The organism is Halodesulfurarchaeum sp. HSR-GB (assembly GCF_031432215.1).
Taxonomy (GTDB): domain Archaea; phylum Halobacteriota; class Halobacteria; order Halobacteriales; family Halobacteriaceae; genus Halodesulfurarchaeum.
The window spans coordinates 150,138-162,746 of sequence record NZ_JAVKGN010000001.1; the positions used below are offsets into that span (position 1 = coordinate 150,138).

Genomic DNA, 12,609 nt, shown 5'->3' on the forward strand with positions numbered 1-12,609 from the left:
GCTTTCCCCGAGTCGCGCCACGTGGCCGAAACGCGTAAGCGCCCGGCACGAGACGGACCGGCATGGCCCGGATCCCCTTCGGAATTGCAGGCCTCGACTCGCGGATCGGGGGCGGCCCGCCGGCGGGAAGTGTCGTCCTCCTGGCAGGCGAGAGCGGCGCAGGGGCCCGGGAGTTCCTCTACACGAGTGCCGTGATGAACGGCCTGGCGGAGACCGACCCGGAGCTCTTCTCGCTGCATTACGGTGATCGCCCCGGGGCCGCCGACGCCCCGGATTCGATTCACTACCTCTCTTTCACCGCCGACGCCGAGACGCTCTCGACGGAAATCAGTTACACCATGGACGATGGGCTCGTCGAGGCGGGACTGGAACCGATCGCCTTCGAGGACCTTTCCGCGGAGTACTTCCAGCTCAGCCCCGTCCCCCGGGAGTGGTACGGCCCGGCCCACCGGGATATCACCGACCTGGGCCAGGACGCCGACCGCCAGGGCGTGCTCACGGCCACGGCGAACTACCTCGACGAACACGCAAGCGGGAGCCTGGTCCTGATCGACTCGCTTTCTGACCTTATCGCGGCCCGGGGTCGCCATCACACCATCCGGGATCTCGTGTTGACCCTCAAGGGGCTCAGACGGATCGCCAGGGAGTGGAACAGCCTGATCATCCTGCTTTTGGCCAAAGACGCCGTCACCGACGAGGAACTCGGCAGCCTGATGACGGCCGTCGACGGGACGCTGCAGTTCGAGTGGGAGACCGGCGGCAACGAACGCGTTCGCACCATGTACGTCCCCGAGTTCCGGGGCGTGCTCTCCCAGCTCGAAGCCGAGGACATCATCCGCTTCGAGACGGAGATCCACGACGCCGGCTTCGACGTCTCGAATGTCAGGAAGATCAGGTAATGCCGCGTGGGGCATCTTTATGGCCCCAAGCCACAAATTCCGTGACGAGAATGAGTCAGCGCCGTCTCCTGGAAGGACCACGACGGGTAGACGGACAGCCATTTGTCGGCCGGAGTGAGCGATGACCGCGGAGCAAGATCTCGATGGGCTCCACGAACGAATAGAGGCCCTGGAATCGGACACGGCGGAGAAGATCGAGGACGTTCGCGACCGAATCGTCCAGGTCAAACGCGAGACGGACCGGAAGGCCGCGGCCGAGCACGACCACGAGGAGCTCGCGGCCCGGCTCACCGCCCTGGAGTCGGATCTGGAGTCCGTTCGATCGGCCGTAGAGCAAACCGAGTCGAAACTCGACGGCGGGTTCGAGAACTTCGAGGAGATCCTGGAGACGCTGTTCGACCGAACCGAGAACCTGGAGGCGGACGTGCAAACTCTGGGACAGGCGGTCCGTTCCATGAAGCAGACCCTCGAGACCGTCGCCGAGCGCGAACAGCGCCGCGCCAGGGCCGACCACCTCAAGCAGACCGCGGCGGCCCGGGGGGTTCGAACCGCCAAGTGCCAGGACTGCAACACGAAAGTGGACATCGCCCTCCTGAGCGACGGGACCTGCCCGAGTTGCGGGGCGAACTTCCACACACTCGATGCGAACCCGGGCTTTTTCGGCACCTCCGTCCTCGAAACGGGCGACCGGCCGGCCCTGGAGGGCGGCACCGACGCCGCAGCGCCCGACCTCGACACGTTGACCGCGGATGCGGAGGAATCCGAGGAACCCCACTCGGCACTCGACTGGACCGAAGACGGTGAGGACCGATGACGGACTCACAGGAGGAGACAGAGCGGGACTCCCAAGCGGAGACCGAACCGGACTCGATCCCACTCTCGGAGTTGCGATCCGAACTCGACGAGACACAGACGGAGTCGACCAGCCCGGACGACGACACCCCCCTGTCGGGCCTCCGGGACACGGTTCGCCAGCAGCAGGACACCGAGACAGACGTGTCGGGCGCGTTCATCGAGGAGGACGTCGAACCCATCGACTCGGCGGGCGTCTGGGCCGACCTGTTGATGGACGCCGGGGCTGGCGAAGGACAGTTCGGGGCCGAATCAAGCGAGGACTCGACGCTGGTCATCTCGAAGCGGATCTGCGAGCGCTGTGAGTACCTCGCCGACCCGCCGGCCCTCCGGTGTACACACGAGGGGACGACCATCCACGAACTCGTCGACGTGGGCCACGTCCGGGTCTCGGCCTGTCCGATGGTCGGGCCGGACGGCGAGACGAAGCGAGGCGAGGAGTAATCGGACTTTTGGGACCCGGGGTGCTACGGGTGGGTATGCAGTTCTGTCCCGAGTGCGGGTCGATGATGCACGCCGAGGACGGCGTGATGGTCTGTTCGAGTTGCGGGCACGAGGAGCCCCGGGACGAAAAAATGGCCGAGCAGTACGTCTCGACCGAGGAGCAGGACGAGAGCGACGTCATCGAGACCGAGGCGGGCATGAACTTCGAGGGCAAGCCCACCGCGGAAATCGTTTGTCCCGAGTGCGGCCACGGGGAGGCCTGGTACACCATCAAGCAGACCGGTTCCGCGGACGAGCCGCCGACGCGATTCTTCAAGTGCAAGGAGTGTGGGCACCGCTGGCGCGAGTACGCCTGACACCGCGAAACGGTTTTCCGCGGGCACGCTGTACGAACGGCAAATGACCTACGACGCGGTCGTCCTCGACAACGACGGCGTGCTCACCACCATGACCGATCGATCGGTCATGGTCCGGGCCGTCAGGGGGGCGTTCCAGGACATGGGCGTCGCCGATCCCGACCCCGAGGACGTGGAACGGCTGATCTACGGGGTCACCCCCGAGATCCTCCAGGCCGTCTCCGACCGATACGGCCTGGCTCCACGGCCGCTCTGGTACCGTCGGGACATGCGCTCCTCCCTAGTCCAGGAACGGGAAGTGAGAGCGGGCCGGAAGGCCCTCTACCGGGACTTCGAGGCCCTCGACGCCATCGATCGTCCGCTTGGCATCGTCAGCTCGAACCAGGATCGCACTGTCGCGGCGATCCTGGACCAACACGACATCGGCCACTACTTCGAGACGGTCTACGGGCGGGAGATGGATCCGGAGAGCCTGGCACGAAAGAAGCCCGACCCGTACTACCTCGATCTGGCGATCGCCGATTTAGGTGCGAAAAACCCGCTTTTCGTCGGTGACAGCGAGTCGGACGTACAGGCCGCCCGGGCGGCCGGAGTCGATTCGGTGTTCATCCGTCGTGATCACCGGGCCGAGACCGAACTCGCTGTCACGCCGACCTACGAGATCGAGTCACTCGCCGAACTCCCCGATATCGTCCACCGATCGGCCTGATTACACTCGATCGGGGGCGACCCAGTCGGCGAGTTCCGAGTCGACGGGCTCGCCGGCGATCTGATCGGCGAGCAACTCGCCCACGAACGGCGCTCGGGTGACGCCGTACCCGGACATGCCGACCGCCGTGTAGAAGCCCTCGACAGCCGTCTCGCCCACGAAGGGCCGGCCGTCCGGGGTGATCGTCCGGAAGCCGACCCAGTCGTTGACGATCTCGGCGTCCGCCAGCCGAGGAACGGACTGTTCGATCTCCCCCGCGATGTCGAGGTAGAACGACTGGTCGACCGTGTGGTTCGCGTCCGGGTCGAACTGCTCGGCCGTCTCGTAACTCGTATCGAATCGGCCACCGAAGGCCTGATTCCGGCCGTCCTCGCGGAAGTAGTGTTCGTTCCGGAGAATCATGAAGGGCAGGGAGAACTCCGCCTCGCGGGAGAGAACGACGATCGGGCCGCGAGTGTGTCTGAGTGGCAGGTCCACACCCACGAGGTCGTTGATCTGGGGGGCCCACGGCCCCGCCGCGTTCACCACGCCGCTGACGGACTCGGTTCCGTCGGGGGTCTCGATGGCCGTCACGCGCCCGTCCTCGGTGTGAATGTCGGTGATTTCGACACCCGTCTCGATGGTCGCCGGGCCCTCGGTGGCGCGGTCGGTGAAGTGCTGGATGATCTCGGAGGGATCGAGAAAGCCGTCCGCCGGGACGTAAAGCGCCCCTTCGAAGGCCTCGGGATCGAGTCCCTTCGCCGCCAGGGCTTCGGGTTCGAGCCACTCGGTCTCGACCCCAAGCTCCTGCATTCCTTTCCAGACCGCACGGACCCCGGGCACGTCTGTCAGTTCCGGGGCGGTCTCCAGGGTCCCGACCTGCGTGAACTCCAGGGTACCAGCCTCGATCAGCGGGCCGTAGGTCTCCCAGGCCCGTTCCCGAAACCGGTGCTCGGTCGCGTTCGGGTCGTCTTGGTGCCAGAAGAAGATGGCCATGGACTTCGAGGTCGTCCCCGCACCCAGGGAGTCTTTCTCGTACAGTCGAACCGGCAGGTCCTGCTCGGCCAGTGCCGCCGCGATACTCGTCCCGACGACGCCGCCACCAACCACGACAATGGGGTCCATATCTCCCGATTTTTCTGCGGGCGTAAAAATGACTCTGGGCGTTGGTAGCACGCCCCCTCAGATGGCTTTATCCCGCTCGGGCCCCGAATTACTGACGTGACTGAACAACGAGAGGAAAAGGACCTCCGAATGCCCTCGGGGTCCGAGCAGTTCGGCGTCGTAACACAACACCTCGGTGGGAACCACGTCCGGGTCCGCTGTGCGGACGGTGAGACCCGTCTCGGCCGGATTCCCGGCCGGATGAAGTATCGGACCTGGATCGAAAAGGACGACGTGGTCCTCATCGATCCGTGGGACTGGCAGGACGAGAAGGGCGACATCGAGTGGCGGTACAGCGATGCCGACGCCGAGCAGCTCCAGCGCGAAGGGCACATCGACTGAGCACGGACCGGCGGCCGGGATTGCCAGGGGCGGAGTGATTTTGAGGCTGTGTGACAAATCCACAGTATGAGCGATCAGGTTCCCGACGAAGCCGAACGCTTGCTCGAATCCGAGCCACTGGCTGGGTTTCTGGCGACCAGTGTCGAGGACAAACCCCACGTCGCCCCGCTCTGGTACCAGTATGCCGATGGGGTGATCGAGTTGACGACCACCGGCCGAAAACTCGCGAACATCCGGGAGAATCCCCGGGTCTCACTCGCCGTCCAGAAGGCCGACGCCGGCACCCCGGAGTGGATGGTGACCCTCCTCGGGACGGCCGAAATAGTCGAGGATGCGGCCGAAGAGCGACGCGTTCGCCGGGAGATCAACGCCAAGTACGGGGCCGAGCCCGACGCCTTCAGCGAGAACACGCTGGTCAAAATCGACGTGGGCACCGCCAGTTACACCGTGTACTAGTCGTCGACGGGGCCCGCCGCGTCGGGCCGATACCCCCGGCTGATCGCCTTCCACTTGCCCGTCCTGAAGCGGTAGTAGTTGATTACCCCCGAGACGGTCGTCTCGCCGAAGAAGGAGAGGTAGATACCCCAGATGCCAAGCGGAGTCGTCGCGCCGAGATAGACCAGCGGAATCGAGAACCCGAACATACCGAGGGCCCGGCTATAGAAGGGCCAGCGGGTGTCGCCAGTCGCGTCGAGGGCTCCAGCGATGGTGCTCGTCACGCCCTGGGGGACGATCGCGAGGGCGGCCACGTAGACCATCGGCACCGCGATGGCGATCGACGGGTCGGATCCCGAACCCATGAAGAGCATGACGATCGGTTCGGCAAAGAGGGCGATCGCCCCACCCGCCACGGCGTAGGTCGCGACCGAGAACCGGGTGATCTCGAACCCGAAAGATTCGGCCGTCGATTCGTTGCCCTGACCGAGTTCCTGGCCGACGAGACTGCTCGCGGCGAGGCCAAAGCCCCACCCCGGCGTGTTCATCACGCCCCAGATCCGGCGGGTGATGATGTAGGCCGCCGTGACCTGGGTGCCGAACATGCTGACGAAGGCCAGGGTCGGGAACCGAGCGACCGTCCAGACCGAATTGCGGCCGATCACCGGTAACCCGATCGAGATCAGGTCCCGGAAGGTGTCCAGATGGACGTACCGGCCGACGGGATTGACCTGGACGGGGAAGGCCCCGACGCCGGGTAACCCACCTCTGGCGAGTCCGATCGCCAGGGAGGCCGCGACGAACACGTTCGCGAGCACACTCCCCCAGGCCGCCCCTTCGACGCCCATCCCGAGTCCGAAGATGAACACGGCGTTGAGCAGGACGTTCGCGATGGCCCCGGATCCGCGCAACAGCATCGGGATCCAGGCGTCGTCGGCCCCGATGAGCGCCCGGCTCCCGATGAGGTTCAGCGAGGCGAAGGGCACGCCGAGGGCGAGAATACGGAGGTAGCGGGCGCCGTAATCGATTTCGGCGGGTGAGTCCGTGAGTACGGAGACCAGGGCTTCGGGAACGAGCGCGAAGGTGACCGCCACCGGAATGGTGATCGCGATCAGCAGGGCCGCACTCGATCTGATCGCCTGGCCGAGCTGGTCGAAGCGTTCAGCGCCGTAGCGCTGGGAGACGAGCGCGATCGTCCCCGCGGCCAGCCCGCCGCCCAGGCTGAACGCGATCCCCCAGTAGGGCGTCGCGAACCCCACGCCGTTGATCGCGGCCGCGTCGAGGGCGATCCCAACCATCGCCACGTCGGCGGCGTTTTTCGACATCCGGGCGATGCCGGTGAGAATGCGCGGCCAGGCCAACTCGACGGTCTTTTCGGCCCGCTCTTTCGTGATGAGGCCGAGCCTGGCGAGTACCGACCCGATGAGAACGAGCAGGGCCCGCATCGGGTTACGGAGGGCTCCCCGGATGGTGTTGCTGAACGATCCCACAGCCGGGAGTTACTCGGGTACCGCCAAAGGAATTCTGTTTGCCTATGCCCCGCGGGGGAAGTTCTCGATGGTCGCCTGATCGAAGGCCTCGGCGTCGAAGGTGTAGTCCCCATCGAGGAACGACACGACCGACTGGGCGTCCCGGCGGGCGTTCTTCAGGCAGGTCGAGGCCCCGGGTGAGGGCGTGATGTTGAAGATGATGTCCTCGCCCTCGATCGTCGCCTCGCCCATGTCCAGGCTGCGAGCCGAAGTATCGACGATCTGTGGCCGGATGCCACCATAACCCCGGGCGGGCTCGATGTCATCGAGAGTCGCACCTGGAACGACCTTCTGTACGTGTGGCAGGAAGGCCCGTTCGCCGATCTCCGGGAGGTCATAGACCAGGTTTCGGAGCACGTAGGGCAACAGGACCCTGTCGGCGAGGATGTTGGCGTAGCTCAGGAAGGAGTCCAGGTCGAGGCCGAACACGTCGAAGAAGTCCCCCACCGTGGAGAGTTCCCCGCGTTCGAGGGCGGGAACCGGCTTCGCGGTCGGGCCAAACCGGGTGACCGAGGCGTCGTGCACGTCGGCGTCGCCGTGGACCGCCGCGAAGGGCAACTTCGCCATCTGGAGCGTGTAGACCTTCCCGTTGAGGAAGTCCTCGGCCAGGAAGAAACTCCCCGCGATGGGCAACAGCGCCATGTCCTCGCCGTACCCGAGTTGCTTGGCGAACTGGAGGCTGTGTGAGCCCGCACTCACCACGATGCCCTCCGCCATTGCCGTACCGGCACTCGTCCGGACCGCATAGCCATCCGCGGTCTCGACGATCCCCTCGACCGGCGTGTCGGTGTACACGTCGACGCCGGTCGACTCCGTGGCCTCGGCGACGAGCGATTGGGCTGTCTCCCCGTAATCGACGACGTAGCCGTCCGGGGTGTAGAGCGCCCGAATTTCGACCGACGGATCGCGGCCCTCGACGACGGCCGGTTCGAGTTCCGCGATGCGCTCTCGCCCGATCAGTTCGAGTTTCGGGTAGAGGTCGCCAAATCCCTTCTCGTGATAGCGGCGTTCCAGCCGCTCGACTTCTTCCTCGCCGACCGCGATGACCATCTTGGAGCGCCGGTCGTACATGGTCCGCTCGGGGTCGGTCGCCTCGAGATAGCCCGCCAGGGTTTCGGCCCCCTCCTTGACGGACTCGGCCTTCTCCAGGGTGTAGTTCGTCTCGATGTCCCCGAAGTGAAGGGTCTGTGAGTTGTTCGTGTGGTAGGTGTTGATCGCGCCGATCTCGGACTCCTTCTCGAACAGCGCCACGTGCTCGATATCGGAGAACTTCGAGACGGCGTACAGTAGCGATGCCCCGCTGATGCCCCCGCCGACGATGATAAGGTCGTATTCCTCCGCCATGTTCGAATCGACACCAGTGGTGTCTTATCGGAACTCCTCCGGCAGGTCGTATTAACGCTGTGTCTTGTCGCTGTCGGGCTCCGGTGGCGACCGCTGGACGACCAGCACCGGGCCGAGGAACTGCGAGGCGACCTGATCGTGGGGCATCCCGAAGACGAACGTCGCGACCGAGGGGTCTGTCTCGCCCATGACGACCACGTCGTAATCCTCGGCCGCCGACTCGATCGCAGCGAGTGGCCGATCGCGCTGTTCGACGAGGGTCTGGATCTGATGGGGGCCGACACCAGCCTCGACGAGTTGGTCTTCGAGCGCATCCAGGAGTTCGGAAACCGACCGATTCGACTCCTCGGCCCCGGTCGCGTGATAGAGGGTGATCCGAGCCGAACTGTCCCCGAAAAGCCCGCCGACGACTTCGGCGATCCGATCGAGACTGACGGTGCCGCCGACCGCGACCAGGACATCCTCGACTTCCGAGACGGAACCCGGCACCAGGACGGCCCGACTGTCCGTCTCCACGATCACACGATTGATCGTCTGCTGATGCTCGTGGGTGAACACGAGTCGTGTCTCGACGGTCGCGCCCGCGGCCTCGAACATCTTCGCGAACTCCTCGAGCCGCTCGGTCGCCCGGCCTTCGTACTGTTCGCTCGCCTGTTCGGTGGCGGTCTGCTCGGGCACCTCGTGATAGCCAAGCACCAGCACGTGAGCCGCCGCCAGCAGCGCCGGAACGCCTTCGGGGATCGATTCACCTTCGAGTACTTCGATTGGCACCAGGACGGTGGGTCTCTCTGTCATCAGTTGAACACTCCTTTCAGGTCGACCGTGTTCGCGTAGTAGCGATACCAGCCATACGAGACGGCCATGACGACCACTCCGATCACGATCGCGGCGGGCTGCATCGCCAACGCCAGGCCGAAGCTGGCGACCGCGGCGATCCCGGGCAGAATCGGGACGCCGGGCATCTCGTAACTCGGGTCGTACCACGCAGGCTGGTCCCGCCGCAGCACGAGCACCGCGATGGCGATGAGCCCGTACATGATCAGGTGGAGGAAGGAAGCGACCTCCGCCAAAATCGCCACCTGGCCGGTCGCCGCAAGCAGGAGAATCGGGCCCCCAGCGGCCAGCAACGCAATGTGGGGCGTGCCATAGCGAAGGTTGATCCGGCTCGCCCGATCCGGGAGCAAAGCGTCCCGGCTCAGCGCGTAGACGGTCCGGGAGGCGCTCAGAATCGAGGCGTTCGCACTCGAGATCGTCGCGAAGATCCCGGCGATGAGGATAGCGATCGCCCCCGGCGTCCCGAGGAACTCACGGGCAACCTCCACGATGGCGGTCTCGCCCAGCGTCCCGAGGTGATCGGCACCGAACGCGCTGGTCGCGACGAAGATCGTCACCACGTAGAGGATCGTCACGACGATCACCGACCCCACCATCGCGATGGGAAGCGACCGCGAAGGGTTCTTGATGTCCCCCGCCACCGTGGCGACCTGCGCGAAGCCCAGATACGAGGTGAAAACGAGCCCGGCCGTGGAGAGCACGGGCAGGTAGCCCCGAGAGAAGAAGACCCCGGGAACCGATTCCCGACCGAAGACACCCAGCGCGTCGAGGCCACCGTAGGAGAGGAAGACAACGAGGATGACGAGCAGCCCGGCGACGATGTAGTTCTGGAGTTTCGCGGTGTTCTCGGTCCCGAACAGGCTCGCCACAGTCAGCCCGGCCGCGAAGACCACCGCCAGGGGAATCACTGGGTTCAGCGGCAGCTCCAGCCCCAGTTCGGCGAGGGCCGCACTCGCGTAGTGGCCCAGGCCGACGAGGTAAAACGCCGAGGCAAAGACCAGGCCGAGCCAGAGACCGAGTCCGACAATCGCCCCCGCGGCGGTTCCCAGACTGCGTGAAACGAAGAAATATCCACCCCCGCTCCGGGGCATAGCCGTCGCCAGTTCAGAGGCCGGCAACGCCACGAGCAGCGCGATGACACCCCCGATGACAAAGGAGAGTGCGGCGGCCGGCCCGGCCCGGTTGGCCGCGAGGCCGGGGAAGACGAAGATGCCGGCCCCGATCATCGTCCCGATGCCGATTGTCAATCCACCCGCCAGGCCGATGGTTCGCTCCAGTTCGGCGTTTTCCGACGTGTCATCGAACAGTCCCGAGGCTGCATCCGGCTCGGGCTCACCGGTCTCGGGTGCAGTGTTCTCCGTGGGAGCCACGCGTGTCAGGGCAATTCGCCCGCCGGCCGCATAAACCCACACCCTGCGGCGGAGACCGAGTACCAGATTCATATAGCCAGGGGTCCAAGCGATGGCTGATGACAGACACGGACGAGACGCCCGAGGACGCGGTACCAGTGGCCGAGCTCGAGACGCTCGTCGACCAGTTCCGGGAGCGGGCCGACGACCGCATGAGCCTGGGCCTGATCGAGGCCTCTGACGGGATCAACCGGTGTGCCGACGAACTCGAAGCGCTCATCGAGGAGGAGTGATCCGTCGACGGGCCTTTAGGGCGTCAGCCCGGTGACTGCATGTGGATTCTCAAGAGGTCCGTCGCGAGTGGCGAGCCCGCTCCGGCGAGTACTCGCCCGCGTATTACGCCTACTACGGACCGGACGACAAGACCGACGCGGTGCGCGCGGCCCTCGATGAGCACCTCGCGCGCCCCGATCCGGCAATCCTGGAGGTCGGGAGTAGCGCTGGGCGACACCTCGCCGGCCTCCTCGAAGCCGGGTACACGGACCTGGCCGGGGTCGAACTCAACCCCGAGGCGAAGCCGGTGATGGAGGAGAATTACCCAGAACTCGCATCGCAGGGGACCTTTCACTTCGACGCCATTGAATCGGTCGTCTCCGAGTTCGCGGACGACGCCTTCGACGTGGTCTACTCGGTCGAGACCCTCCAGCACGTCCATCCGGACGACGACTGGGTCTTCGAGGCCCTGGCGCGGATCGCCGGTGAGCTCATCGTCACCGTCGAGAACGAGGGATCGGCCGAGGAAGAGGAGTCAGTGAACTACATCAACGACGAGTTCCCGCTCTACTACCGGGACTGGGGGGCTATCTTCACGGCGTTTGGTTTCGAGCAGGTGGCAGTCGAGGAGCGAGATCGGGACACGATCCGGGTCTTTCGGGCTCGGTCGGACTGACCGGTCAGGCTTCTTCCGTCTCGTCGGTTGGGGCTGTCTCGACCTCCCTAACCTGGAGTGTCGAGATGCGATTCCCGTCGACGGATTGTACCTCGAAGCGGTATCCATCCATCTCGACCTGATCGCCGGGTTCGGGAGCCTGTCCCAATCGGCCGAGGACGACCCCGCCGATCGTCTCGAAACTCCCGCTCTCGAAGGCCACCCCAAGCGTCTCGTTCACCACGTCGAGCACGACACTCCCGTCGATCTCGTACCCGCCGCCCTCCAGTCGTCGGATCGAGGGCTCGTGGGTGCTGTCGAACTCGTCCCGGAGATCGCCCACGACGGCCTCGACCACGTCCTCGACGGTCGCCAGGCCCTCGAAGGCCCCCCACTCGTCGATGACCGCGGCCATCTGCTGGTTCTCGTCCCGGAACTGGAGCAATAGCTCGTTGATCGGGGTCGTCTCCGGGACGATCAAAATGTCCCGGGCCAGATCCGCGACCGTGCGATCGTCCGTTTTGCCCGCCTCTACCGCCCGGAGCAGGTCCTTGCTGTCCAGCAGTCCGACGATCTGATCCTCGTCCTCGGATGCCACCACCGGATACCGGGTGTGTCCCGACCCGACGGCAAGCGAGCGGGCGGTCTCGATCGAGGTGTCCTTCGGAATCGTCGTCACGTCCGGTCGGGGAACCATCACCTCACGCACGATGGTGTCGTTGAGGTCGAAGACACGCTCGATCATCTCCACCTCGGCCATGTCGACGTGCCCGGCCTCCCCGGATCGGGAGAGGACCCGCAAGATCTCCCGTTCCTCTAATGTCTCCTCGGTCTCGGAAGCCGGGGGAACGCCCAGTAGCGTGGTGAAGGCGTTGGCCGTGCCGTTGAAGACGACGATCCCGGGGTAAAACAGGTAGTAGAAGGCCCGCATCGGCGGCGCGACGAAGAGCGAGAGTCGTTCTGCCTGGGCGATCGCGATCGTCTTCGGTGCGAGTTCCCCGAAGACGACGTGGAGGAACGTGATGATGGAAAAGCCGACGGCAAATGCCACGAGATGGACCAGATTACCGGGCAGCATCGGGCCGATCACGGGCTCGATGAGCGACGCGATGGCCGGTTCGCCGACCCACCCCAGTCCCAGTGAGGCGATCGTGATACCCAGTTGGGTCACCGCCAGATAGTCATCGAGCTTTTCGACGACCCCCTGGAGTGACTTCGAGCCGGTTCGGCCTTCCGCCGCCAGCTGTTCGACCGAGGTCGCCCGGACGCGAACGAAGGCGAACTCCGCCGCGACGAAAAAGCCGTTCAGTATCACGAGTCCCAGCGCGAGCAATAGCTGGCCGACCGACAGGGCGACGTTTACCATTCACGCCCTCCGGGCAGGCGACCGGCGCCGAATGAACTGTGCATACGGGCCTTTCGCCGGCCTGCAGTAAAGACCTTGA

Annotated in this window: 15 protein-coding genes; 9 read left to right on the forward strand and 6 right to left on the reverse strand. The window is 65.3% G+C overall.

What is annotated here, in order from left to right:
• Nucleotides 1–62: 62 nt before the first annotated feature.
• The 5 genes from RH831_RS00860 to RH831_RS00880 all read left to right on the forward strand — a co-directional run bounded on the left by RH831_RS00860 (nt 63) and on the right by RH831_RS00880 (nt 3,260).
• Nucleotides 63–899 (forward strand): HTR-like protein, encoded by an 837-nt coding sequence (locus RH831_RS00860; RefSeq protein ID WP_310552404.1) that lies wholly within the window; start codon nt 63–65, stop codon nt 897–899.
• Between the two features lie 121 nt (nt 900–1,020).
• A complete protein-coding gene (locus RH831_RS00865; RefSeq protein ID WP_310552405.1) occupies nt 1,021–1,713 on the forward strand; it encodes a hypothetical protein in 693 nt (230 codons plus the stop codon).
• Complete coding sequence (locus tag RH831_RS00870; RefSeq protein WP_310552406.1) at nt 1,710–2,195, forward strand: hypothetical protein; 486 nt, start codon at nt 1,710–1,712, stop codon at nt 2,193–2,195. Before RH831_RS00865 ends, RH831_RS00870 begins: the two co-directional genes overlap by 4 nt.
• 35 nt (nt 2,196–2,230) lie before the next feature.
• The gene (locus RH831_RS00875) at nt 2,231–2,551 is read left to right on the forward strand and encodes a transcription factor S (RefSeq protein ID WP_310552407.1); all 321 of its coding nucleotides are present in this window, start codon (nt 2,231–2,233) and stop codon (nt 2,549–2,551) included.
• Nucleotides 2,552–2,594: 43 nt separating this feature from the next.
• Nucleotides 2,595–3,260, forward strand: a complete 666-nt coding sequence (locus tag RH831_RS00880) for an HAD family hydrolase (protein ID WP_310552408.1) — start codon at nt 2,595–2,597, stop codon at nt 3,258–3,260.
• On the opposite strand, the gene RH831_RS00885 is transcribed toward RH831_RS00880, so the two are convergent.
• Nucleotides 3,261–4,364, reverse strand: a complete 1,104-nt coding sequence (locus tag RH831_RS00885) for an FAD-dependent oxidoreductase (protein ID WP_310552409.1) — start codon at nt 4,362–4,364, stop codon at nt 3,261–3,263. It lies immediately after the preceding gene.
• A 96-nt stretch (nt 4,365–4,460) separates the two neighbouring features.
• Here RH831_RS00885 and RH831_RS00890 point away from each other — a divergent pair, with 96 nt between their 5' ends.
• Nucleotides 4,461–4,745, forward strand: a complete 285-nt coding sequence (locus RH831_RS00890; RefSeq protein WP_070364391.1) for a translation initiation factor eIF-1A — start codon at nt 4,461–4,463, stop codon at nt 4,743–4,745.
• 66 nt (nt 4,746–4,811) lie between these two features.
• On the forward strand, nt 4,812–5,201 hold the full coding sequence (locus tag RH831_RS00895; protein WP_310552410.1) for a pyridoxamine 5'-phosphate oxidase family protein: 390 nt from the start codon (nt 4,812–4,814) through the stop codon (nt 5,199–5,201).
• On the opposite strand, the gene RH831_RS00900 is transcribed toward RH831_RS00895, so the two are convergent.
• The 4 genes from RH831_RS00900 to RH831_RS00915 form a co-directional block, all read right to left on the reverse strand.
• On the reverse strand, nt 5,198–6,625 hold the full coding sequence (locus RH831_RS00900; protein ID WP_310554124.1) for an MATE family efflux transporter: 1,428 nt from the start codon (nt 6,623–6,625) through the stop codon (nt 5,198–5,200). The two genes, RH831_RS00895 and RH831_RS00900, sit on opposite strands and share 4 nt — an antisense overlap.
• An 87-nt stretch (nt 6,626–6,712) precedes the next feature.
• The gene (locus tag RH831_RS00905; protein ID WP_310552411.1) at nt 6,713–8,053 is read right to left on the reverse strand and encodes an FAD-dependent oxidoreductase; all 1,341 of its coding nucleotides are present in this window, start codon (nt 8,051–8,053) and stop codon (nt 6,713–6,715) included.
• Nucleotides 8,054–8,104: 51 nt separating this feature from the next.
• Nucleotides 8,105–8,848 (reverse strand): universal stress protein, encoded by a 744-nt coding sequence (locus RH831_RS00910; RefSeq protein ID WP_310552412.1) that lies wholly within the window; start codon nt 8,846–8,848, stop codon nt 8,105–8,107.
• On the reverse strand, nt 8,848–10,257 hold the full coding sequence (locus tag RH831_RS00915) for an APC family permease (RefSeq protein WP_310552413.1): 1,410 nt from the start codon (nt 10,255–10,257) through the stop codon (nt 8,848–8,850). Before RH831_RS00915 ends, RH831_RS00910 begins: the two co-directional genes overlap by 1 nt.
• 98 nt (nt 10,258–10,355) lie before the next feature.
• Between RH831_RS00915 and RH831_RS00920 the strand changes: the two genes are divergently transcribed.
• Entirely contained in the window at nt 10,356–10,529 is a 174-nt protein-coding gene (locus RH831_RS00920; protein WP_158514128.1) for a hypothetical protein, read from the forward strand.
• A gap of 41 nt (nt 10,530–10,570) precedes the next feature.
• On the forward strand, nt 10,571–11,185 hold the full coding sequence (locus RH831_RS00925; RefSeq protein WP_071932661.1) for a bifunctional 2-polyprenyl-6-hydroxyphenol methylase/3-demethylubiquinol 3-O-methyltransferase UbiG: 615 nt from the start codon (nt 10,571–10,573) through the stop codon (nt 11,183–11,185).
• Between the two features lie 4 nt (nt 11,186–11,189).
• On the opposite strand, the gene RH831_RS00930 is transcribed toward RH831_RS00925, so the two are convergent.
• Nucleotides 11,190–12,530 carry a hemolysin family protein gene (locus tag RH831_RS00930; protein ID WP_310552414.1) on the reverse strand — a complete coding sequence of 447 codons (1,341 nt, stop codon included), beginning with the start codon at nt 12,528–12,530 and terminating at the stop codon, nt 11,190–11,192.
• Nucleotides 12,531–12,609: the final 79 nt, after the last annotated feature.